The 7922-nt window shown below is 63.6% G+C and carries 11 protein-coding genes; 4 read left to right on the top strand and 7 right to left on the bottom strand.

Annotated features, from left to right (window positions below; genetic code table 11):
- Positions 1–198: 198 nt before the first annotated feature.
- The gene (locus tag G3480_RS24080; protein WP_164656774.1) at positions 199–504 is read right to left on the bottom strand and encodes a hypothetical protein; all 306 of its coding nucleotides are present in this window, start codon (positions 502–504) and stop codon (positions 199–201) included.
- Between the two features lie 241 nt (positions 505–745).
- Here G3480_RS24080 and G3480_RS24075 point away from each other — a divergent pair, with 241 nt between their 5' ends.
- Positions 746–1216, top strand: coding sequence for an Hsp20 family protein (locus G3480_RS24075; protein WP_164656773.1), 471 nt, complete (start codon positions 746–748; stop codon positions 1214–1216).
- 160 nt (positions 1217–1376) lie between these two features.
- Here G3480_RS24075 and dinB read toward each other — a convergent pair whose 3' ends face one another.
- Positions 1377–2642, bottom strand: coding sequence for a DNA polymerase IV (gene dinB / locus G3480_RS24070; protein ID WP_240906025.1), 1266 nt, complete (start codon positions 2640–2642; stop codon positions 1377–1379).
- 73 nt (positions 2643–2715) lie between these two features.
- Here dinB and G3480_RS24065 point away from each other — a divergent pair, with 73 nt between their 5' ends.
- Positions 2716–3231, top strand: a complete 516-nt coding sequence (locus G3480_RS24065) for an MOSC domain-containing protein (RefSeq protein WP_164656772.1) — start codon at positions 2716–2718, stop codon at positions 3229–3231.
- 82 nt (positions 3232–3313) lie between these two features.
- Here G3480_RS24065 and G3480_RS24060 read toward each other — a convergent pair whose 3' ends face one another.
- On the bottom strand, positions 3314–3928 hold the full coding sequence (locus tag G3480_RS24060; protein WP_164656771.1) for a class I SAM-dependent methyltransferase: 615 nt from the start codon (positions 3926–3928) through the stop codon (positions 3314–3316).
- A gap of 65 nt (positions 3929–3993) precedes the next feature.
- On the opposite strand from G3480_RS24060, the gene G3480_RS24055 reads away from it, so the two are divergent.
- Entirely contained in the window at positions 3994–4965 is a 972-nt protein-coding gene (locus G3480_RS24055) for an Rpn family recombination-promoting nuclease/putative transposase (protein ID WP_164656770.1), read from the top strand.
- Between the two features lie 75 nt (positions 4966–5040).
- Here G3480_RS24055 and G3480_RS24050 read toward each other — a convergent pair whose 3' ends face one another.
- The 3 genes from G3480_RS24050 to G3480_RS24040 all read right to left on the bottom strand — a co-directional run bounded on the left by G3480_RS24050 (position 5041) and on the right by G3480_RS24040 (position 6319).
- Positions 5041–5280 carry a tyrosine-type recombinase/integrase gene (locus G3480_RS24050; protein WP_206171868.1) on the bottom strand — a complete coding sequence of 80 codons (240 nt, stop codon included), beginning with the start codon at positions 5278–5280 and terminating at the stop codon, positions 5041–5043.
- 363 nt (positions 5281–5643) lie between these two features.
- Positions 5644–6060: a PIN domain-containing protein gene (locus G3480_RS24045; protein WP_164656768.1), complete on the bottom strand. Its 417-nt coding sequence runs from the start codon at positions 6058–6060 to the stop codon at positions 5644–5646.
- A 7-nt stretch (positions 6061–6067) separates the two neighbouring features.
- A complete protein-coding gene (locus tag G3480_RS24040) occupies positions 6068–6319 on the bottom strand; it encodes an AbrB/MazE/SpoVT family DNA-binding domain-containing protein (RefSeq protein WP_164656767.1) in 252 nt (83 codons plus the stop codon).
- A 489-nt stretch (positions 6320–6808) separates the two neighbouring features.
- On the opposite strand from G3480_RS24040, the gene G3480_RS24035 reads away from it, so the two are divergent.
- A complete protein-coding gene (locus G3480_RS24035) occupies positions 6809–7438 on the top strand; it encodes a tyrosine-type recombinase/integrase (RefSeq protein WP_164656766.1) in 630 nt (209 codons plus the stop codon).
- A 75-nt stretch (positions 7439–7513) separates the two neighbouring features.
- Here the strand turns inward: G3480_RS24035 and G3480_RS24030 are convergent.
- Positions 7514–7922 (bottom strand): DUF4351 domain-containing protein (locus G3480_RS24030; protein ID WP_164656765.1); only part of this gene is annotated, 409 nt, incomplete at its 5' end.

Below are 7922 nucleotides of genomic sequence, written 5' to 3'. Positions count from 1 at the left end.
CCGCCCGCCGCGCTCTTCCAGGGAGGATCGCGCTCCATCGGGCTTTGGCAGCCGCCGGATTCGTCCCAGCGTGTGTAAAACTCACCCGAGTCGTCGTCTCCGGAGCCGCACGAAAGCAGGGTTGCGTTCAGCGTAACAACAAGGCCCGTGATCAAGGATCGCTTTGTTCTCTGTCTCGATCGCATCGTCTTCCACGTCCTATGTCAGGGGCACCCGGAGATGCGCGGAACGCTCAGACTGCGGCAGCTCGGTGTCGTCAGGCCGACAGGCGAGGGCGGGGCTCAGTCCGCCATTCGCACCACACTCGGGACGGTCCCGAGGATCTGGATCTCCCCATGGCGCAGCTGGATCGGCTCCATCTCGGGACCGGTCGACTGCAGGCGGATCCCCTTGGCCTCGAGGAAAAAACCGGATGTCGCCGTCCTGGATCTGGTCGTCCATCATCAAGTCGCCCCGCACCAGCAGCGCCGGGCGGTTCTTGCGCGCCATGTCGCGCGGAACCATGGCGCTCTCCTCGCGCGCAGTGCGGCGCCTCAAGGTGTGCAAGGGCGGCGAGCGGTGCTGGGCAGTGAGCCTAAAGGATTGTTAAAAAAGTGTAATACAGCAAAATTAGCACTCCCCTTGACAGAGTGCCAGCCTGGAATTAATTTACATAACACAGGGGTCGCCCATCTGGGGTCCCCGGAAACCGGCGGTTCGCAAGAACGCCCATCGACACTTCATATTGCTCATTGGAGGATATGTCATGACCACACTCGACTTCTCACCGCTGTTCCGCTCCATGATCGGCTTCGATCGTATGGCCAATGCGCTGGAGACGGCCTATCAGAGCGAACCCGGCGGTTATCCGCCCTACAACGTCGAGGTCCAGGACGAGAACCAGTACCGTATCACGCTCGCCGTCGCCGGCTTCACCGAGGACGAGCTGGGCATCGAAGCCAAGGAGAACCTCTTGACCGTCTCGGGTCAGCGCAAGAAGACCGAGGCCGAGGGTAATTTCCTCTATCGCGGGATCGCCAACCGCAGCTTCGAGCGCAAATTCCAGCTGGCCGACTATGTGAAGGTGGTGGACGCACGACTGGAGCACGGGCTGCTGCACATCGACCTGGTACGCGAGGTGCCCGAAGCGATGAAGCCGCGGCGCATCGAGATCCGCGGGACGGGTGCCAGCCCAGCGATCGAGCATACCGCAGAGGCGGTGAAGGCCGCCGCGTGATGACGATCGACTGAGCACGTCCACTTGAGGATGAGGAGGCCGGGCCATGCGCCCGGCCTTTTACTGTCCGGAGGATGCACGGCCTCAAAACGCTGGAATGATCCTCCCGCATTGGCCGCGGGGCAGGGCGCCCGGAGGGAGCCACAGACTGCGTCCATCTTCAGCCCAGCAAGTCACGACTCCGCCCTCGCCGAATGGCGTCCGCACCAAATCGGTTGCGGATGGCATCGAGGGTCGCCGCCAAGCGGTCGCGTTTCGGACCGGGCTCGGGTGCCGCCGTCTCGAACAGGTCCATCTGGACTCCGCCATCCGTCGCTGACCAGCCGGAGATCCCCAGCCCGATGAGCCTTACCGGTCGCCCCGACCAGGGCTCGGCCGCAAACAGCGACCAGGCGGTGTGAAAGAGGGCGGCGTCGTCCGCTGTGGGCACCTTCAGGGTGCGTGAGCGCGTGTGGGTCTCGAACGGGTGGAACCGGATCTTCAAGGTGACCGCACGCCCCAGGTGCTGCGTCTGCCGGGCGATCGCACCGACCTCCTGGGCGGCCCAGCGCAGGGTCTCCTCCAGGATCTGCGGATCGCTCACGTCCTCCGGGAAGGTCGTTTCCCTGGAGATCGACTGGCGCGGCCTGTCTGGATCGATCCGATCATCGGCGAGCCCCCTGGCCTGCTGGTAGACCTGGCTCCCGGTCCGGGCGCCGAGGTGATGACGCAGCGTCTCCAGCGACAGTTGACGCACATCCCCGATCATCTTCACGCCCAGGCGCTCCAGTCGGGGAGCGGTCTTGACGCCAATGCCCCGCAGCACGGTGAAGGGCATGGGCGCGAGAAAGTCGCCGACCTGCTCGGGCGGCACGATCGTCAATCCATTTGGCTTCTGCGCCTCTGACGCCAGCTTGGCGATGAGCCGGTTCGGGCCGATGCCGACCGAGGCGGTGAGCCCGACCGCCGCCCAGATTCGTGCCTTGACCTGCGCCCCGATGACGGCGGGCGGTCCGATCAAGGCCGTCAGTCGGGAGACATCCAGGTACGCCTCATCGATCGAAACCCGCTCGACCACCGGGGAGACGGTCTCCAGCACGCCCATGATCTGCTGGGAGACCTTCGCGTAGCGCGCCATGCTCGGGCGCACATAGACCGTCTCGGGCGGCAGCCGAGGCACAGCTTGCACGATCGGCATGGCCGAGTGCACGCCGAAGCGGCGCGCCTCATACGAGCAGGTGGCGACCACCCCGCGCTGGCCCGGTTCGGCGCCGACCACCAGGGGTCGACCGTGCCACTCGGGATGGTCGCGCTGCTCGACCGCCGCATAGAAAGCGTCGAGATCGACATGCAGGATCAGACGGGACATCGGCCGATCGGACTCAGGCATTGACCGTCCTTCGGCGAGGCTCCCGGCGATGGCGGATTCCGCCGAAGGGGTGGGCATGACAGCATCGGTTGAGCCAAACGGGCATTCACGGCAGGCTGTGTCATCCTTCACGTCGACTTCCCTGAATCCTATGCCAGAGATTCATGCGCTGCAGGCCTGCTTTCCGCGCTCCGGACGCCTGGAATGGATCGGCCAGCGTCCCGAACGGCGCGCACCGCTGCAGACACCCGAGTCCGTCGTCGCCATCGCTGGTCAGGGTCTGGAAGGCGATCATGATCGCGCGCGCCGGCGTGGCACGCGTCAGGTCACCTTGATCCAGGCCGAGCACCTGGCCGTGATCGGCGCCCTGCTGGGTTGTGCCTCACCCACGCCCGAGATTCTGCGACGCAACCTGCTGGTGTCCGGGATCAACCTGCTCGCACTCAAGGACCGGTGCTTCCAGATCGGCGAGGCGGTGCTGGAGGGCACTGGCTTTGCTCATCCCTGCTCGCGGATGGAAGAGGTCTTGGGCGCTGGGGGCTATAACGCGATGCGTGGCCATGGTGGCTTGACGGCCCGTGTCGTCCGCTCCGGGCGGATCGCGCTTGGAGACGACGTCATTGAGCTTGGTCCGGCCGAGGGTGGTGCGGATGCCGAGATCGGGTGAATCCACGACGGCTCGTGGGGCAGGGAAGGGCAACGCCCCGAAGTGAGCGTGCCTCAGGAGACCGGGGAGCGTGCAAGCACCCTCAGCGCTGATGTCTGAGGGCGACCGTGAAATCGTCCGGGAGATAGTCGTTGGCGACCACCATCTCGGCCTCAAGATGCCCGGTCCAGGCGCGCACCTCTTCCGGTAGGCAGAGGTTGTAGCTGTGCGGGGCGTCCTGTCCCAAGAGCAGATTGAACACGAAGCCCTCGGTAGAGGCCATGAAGCAGCGCTCGATGAAGGACTGAGTCTCCTCCCGCGTCAGGATGTTCATGGCCCCACTGCAGACGTAGTAGTCGGCCGGGGGCAGGTCCTCGTGCAGGACATCCAGGAGCAGGATCTCGCGGCCGGTGCGTAACCGGGCGGCCTCCACCATGGGCTCCACCACATCGAGCCCGAGATAGCGTCCGGGACGCTCCCCGCGTGCGCTGAGAAAGGCGAAGAAATCCCCGAGTCCGCAGCCCGCGTCGGCGAGGGTCAGGGTCGAGAGATCCTCTGGCAGAAACCGCCGCAGGGCCTCGCAGCGGGTTAACTGGCTGTCGGCGGACGTCCACTGCACACCTTTGGCGGTGTGGCCGTAGTGTTCGAGGGAGTAACGGTAGAGGGGGTCGGTATCGACTCTGGGTGTGGCGGATTTGAGGTTCTTTTCGTTGCACAATCGCTGTCATCTGGGCGTGATTTCGGTATGGTTCAGTCACGCCGATAACAGCCCACTCGTCCCTGATGGCCGACCACGATCCGTCCTACAAGCTCTTGTTCTCGCACCGCGATCTGGTGGCGGACCTGATCCGTGGCTTCGTGCACGAGGACTGGGTCGAGCAGTTGGACTTCACCACCCTGCAGCGCGTCAGCGAGATCGGGATCAGTCACGACCTGCGCGAGCGCGAGGACGACATGATCTGGCGGCTGCGCTGGGGCGAGCGCTGGGTCTACGTCTATCTGCTGTTGGAGTTCCAGTCGAGCGTCGATCGCTTCATGGCGGTGCGGTTGCTCACCTACGTCGGACTGCTCTACCAGGATCTGGCCGCCGCAGGCGAGATCCCGGCCGGCGACCCACTGCCGCCGGTCCTGCCCATCGTCCTCTACAATGGTGAAAAATCCTGGTGGGCCAAGACCAGTCTCGACGAACTGATCGAGCCGAACCTGCCTGCGCAACTGCACCGCTGGCAACCGCAGTTCCGATACCTGCTGCTGGACGAGCAGCGGCTCGCGGACACCGCGCTGGCCGGGCAGCGCAATATCGCCGCCGCCCTGTTCCGACTCGAGAACAGTCGCCGTCCGGAGGATATCGAGCGGGTGCTGGCGAGTCTGATCGAGTGGCTGGCCGCCCCCGAGCAGGACAGTCTGCGCCGCGCCTTCGTGGTCTGGCTCAAGCGCGTGCTGCTACCGGCGCGGGTTCCAGGCGCCGAGCTACCTAATGTCAATGATCTTCAGGAGATGCGTGCCATGTTGGCCGAACGGGTGAAGACCTGGACCGAGGAGTGGAAGCAAGAGGGTCTTAAGGAAGGCCTTGAGCAGGGGCTGTCGCAAGGAGAGGCAAGGCTGCTGCGTCGTCAGTTAATCCGGCGCTTCGGTGCACTGCCGGCCTGGGCCGAGGCGCACCTTGAGCAGGCGAGCGAGGACGAGCTCGAGGTCTGGGCCGATCGCGTCCTAGAGTGTGCGACCCTGGAAGAGATACTCAAGGACCCGACTTGAGGATCAGCTCTTCGCAGACACCCATGAATAGACTTCCGAGAGGCGCCCAGCCTTCGCTGAGCGCCTTCCTCGCCTTCAGCATTCAATGTGCTCAGCAATGTCGAGAGCGTCATCCACCTCCACTCCAAGATACCGGACGGTGCTTTCGATTTTCCGATGCCCGAGGAGCAGCTGGACGGTGCGCAAGTTCTTGGTCTGGCGATAGATCAACGTCGCCTTGGTCCGGCGCAACGAGTGTGTTCCATACTCCTGGGGATCCGCCCCCATGAACTCGATCCACCGCTTCACGATGCGCGCGTACTGACGGGCGGACAAGTGCGGCGAGCCGCTCCACCACACCACGAGTCAACACACGGCGACCGCCGAGCCTTCGAGTGAGTAAAAAGATCGAAGCCATCCTGGACAGTCTCGAGCACATGATGGAATGCGAGGAGCGTCCGGTGCGCGCCGGACTGCGGTCGCTAAGGCGGTCGGATGGACTGAGCTTTTCGGGTCGTCAGCGACCGCTGTCCTTCCCCGATCCGACGGGACTCGGCCAGGAGCGGCCGCCCAGCCGAATCGGTTCAGCGGCAGGTCAGATGCACACTTCGGCCGCTGGGCTCTCGCTGTGGGACTTGCACAAAGATGCCATAGCGGACGCACCCGGCCACATCGGCAACTGGCATGCCCGGGAACGATTCACTGGTCTTCGAGCACATGTGCCAAGGTATCTTTCAACGTCAGCACTTGCACACCGCCGACGGCCTTTCCGTAGAGGTGTCCGAAATGGGTGCGGTCTCCGGTGACCAGGATGTCCACCTCCGCGACACGAGCGGCGGCGAGGATCGGCGCATCTTTGTCCGGCAGTCCTTGCTTCACAGCGTTCGCGATTGCCGAGGCATCTGGCACCGGGGCGTAGTCCAGTTGGCCCCTCAAAGCATCGAGTATCGCCGTGCGTTGCGGACACTTGAGGGCGATGTTCCGGTGAGCCTCGTCCCACGCGAACGCCGAGGTCAATACGTTGCAACGGTCCGCTGCAGCTAGCTCGAAGAGCAGTAGTGCAGGGCTGCCGTCCCGATAAGCCGCACTGAACAAGATGTTCGCGTCAAGGAACAAGCGCAGGTCAATTGTTCCGATCCAGCGATGCGCGAACCCTCGCCTGGAGATCCTCGGGGACCGCGTTCTCACGCTCGAATTCGGTTACACGCGGCTCAGAATAGATCTCGACCGGGTAGACTGCCGCCGGCTTCAACAAGATCGCCCCCTCGGGTGTTGTTTCTACCAGCAGCGGAGCCTCCCCGCTCAGGCCGACCGATCGCAGTATGGTACGCGGAATGGTCACTTGGCCCTTTTTCCCCAGCTTCACCAGATCCATGCTTGCTACCTCACGCCACATCGTTACCTGTCAAGGAAGCTCTGATCAATTCATCGCTGAGGTGCCAGAGCGCCGTCCTGGCCCACGAGAAAGGATTAGTTGATCTGACTTTCCTTATCTTACGCCATATTCCGGCTTGCCGGAATCCGGCAGGTGACGCAGGCACCCGTCGCAAATTCGCTGCTCGGCAACAGGGCGCCGTGCCGTCCCCTCCCGAGCACCAAGGCGACTGTCCGCAATGCGACCGGACCTGCCGCTTACTTTCGCACAGTGAGCGGGCAGCAACGGGTCGTGACTTGTCACTCGCAAAACGAGAGGGACTTTCCGCTATCAGGATGGAGCCGACGCTCGGACCTGATGGCTTGGCGACCGCATGTGGGACCCTCCTGCCCCAGATCAGTCACTCAGCAGTGACTGCTTGCAGGCCGAGCCGCGTCGTCAACCGCCGACCATGCTTCTGTTTCCTTTCCTAAGAAGAGGAAACAGACGATGAAGACCAACACTACAGCGTCCCAAGCGGCACATGAGCCGTGGAACAAGGGCAAGCTGATTGGCCAGAAGCCGCCGTTGAAGCTGCACGAGATCTGGACCGTCCGAACGCAGCTTCGCATGGCAGGGAAGACGCGGGAACTGGCGTTGTTCAACCTGGCAATCGACAGCAAGCTGTGCGGGTGCGATCTGCTCAGTCTGCGGGTCCGCGACATCGCCCATGGCAACCATGTCGTCTCCCGGGCGAGCGTTGTTCAGCACAAGACTCAGGAGCCCGTGCGCTTCGAGCTGACGGAGCAGAGGCGCGAGGCCGTGGAGGAGTGGATCAAAAAAGCGGCGCTGTGCCCCGCAGACCTTCTCTTCCCCAGTCGGCGGAGCGGCTCGCCGCACTTGTCCGCCCGTCAGTACGCGCGCATCGTGAAGCGGTGGATCGAGCTCATGGGGGCGGATCCCCAGGAGTATGGAACGCACTCGCTGCGCCGGACCAAGGCGACGTTGATCTATCGCCAGACCAAGAACTTGCGCACCGTCCAGCTGCTCCTCGGGCATCGGAAAATCGAAAGCACCGTCCGGTATCTTGGAGTGGAGGTGGATGACGCTCTCGACATTGCCGAGCACATTGAGTGCTGAAGGCGAGGAAGGCGCTCAGCGAAGGCTGGGCGCCTCTCGGAAGTCTATTCATGGGTGTCTGCGAAGCGCTGATCCTCAAGTCGGGTCCTTGAGTATCTCTTCCAGGGTCGCACACTCTAGGACGCGATCGGCCCAGACCTCGAGCTCGTCCTCGCTCGCCTGCTCAAGGTGCGCCTCGGCCCAGGCCGGCAGTGCACCGAAGCGCCGAATCAGTAATCGACGGAGCAGCTTAGCCTCACCCTGTTGCTTCCACTCCTCAGTCCAGGTCTTCACCCGTTCGGCCAACATGGCACGCATCTCCTGAAGGTCGTTGACGTTTGGTAGCTCGGCGCCTGGAACCCGTGCCGGTAACAGCACGCGCTTGAGCCAGACCACGAAGGCACGGCGCAGACTGTCCTGCTCAGGGACGGCCAGCCAATCAATCAGACTCGCCAGTACCCGCTCGATATCCTCGGGGCGGCGACTGTTCTCGAGTCGGAACAGA

The sequence above is a fragment of the Thiorhodococcus mannitoliphagus genome (genome assembly GCF_010915725.1).
Lineage (GTDB): Bacteria > Pseudomonadota > Gammaproteobacteria > Chromatiales > Chromatiaceae > Thiorhodococcus > Thiorhodococcus mannitoliphagus.
The sequence above is the reverse complement of the archived record's forward strand: the minus strand, read 5'-3'. Positions and strand labels throughout refer to the sequence as shown.

Bases quoted from the DNA above. Each gene is read 5' to 3' on its own strand.
- G3480_RS24035 (WP_164656766.1), top strand. From the start codon at position 6,809: ATGAAGACCAACACTACAGCGTCCCAAGCGGCACATGAGCCGTGGAAC.
- dinB (WP_240906025.1), bottom strand. From the start codon at position 2,642: ATGCCCACCCCTTCGGCGGAATCCGCCATCGCCGGGAGCCTCGCCGAA.
- G3480_RS24080 (WP_164656774.1), bottom strand. From the start codon at position 504: ATGGTTCCGCGCGACATGGCGCGCAAGAACCGCCCGGCGCTGCTGGTG.
- G3480_RS24065 (WP_164656772.1), top strand. From the start codon at position 2,716: ATGCCAGAGATTCATGCGCTGCAGGCCTGCTTTCCGCGCTCCGGACGC.
- G3480_RS24075 (WP_164656773.1), top strand. From the start codon at position 746: ATGACCACACTCGACTTCTCACCGCTGTTCCGCTCCATGATCGGCTTC.
- G3480_RS24040 (WP_164656767.1), bottom strand. From the start codon at position 6,319: ATGGATCTGGTGAAGCTGGGGAAAAAGGGCCAAGTGACCATTCCGCGT.
- G3480_RS24055 (WP_164656770.1), top strand. From the start codon at position 3,994: ATGGCCGACCACGATCCGTCCTACAAGCTCTTGTTCTCGCACCGCGAT.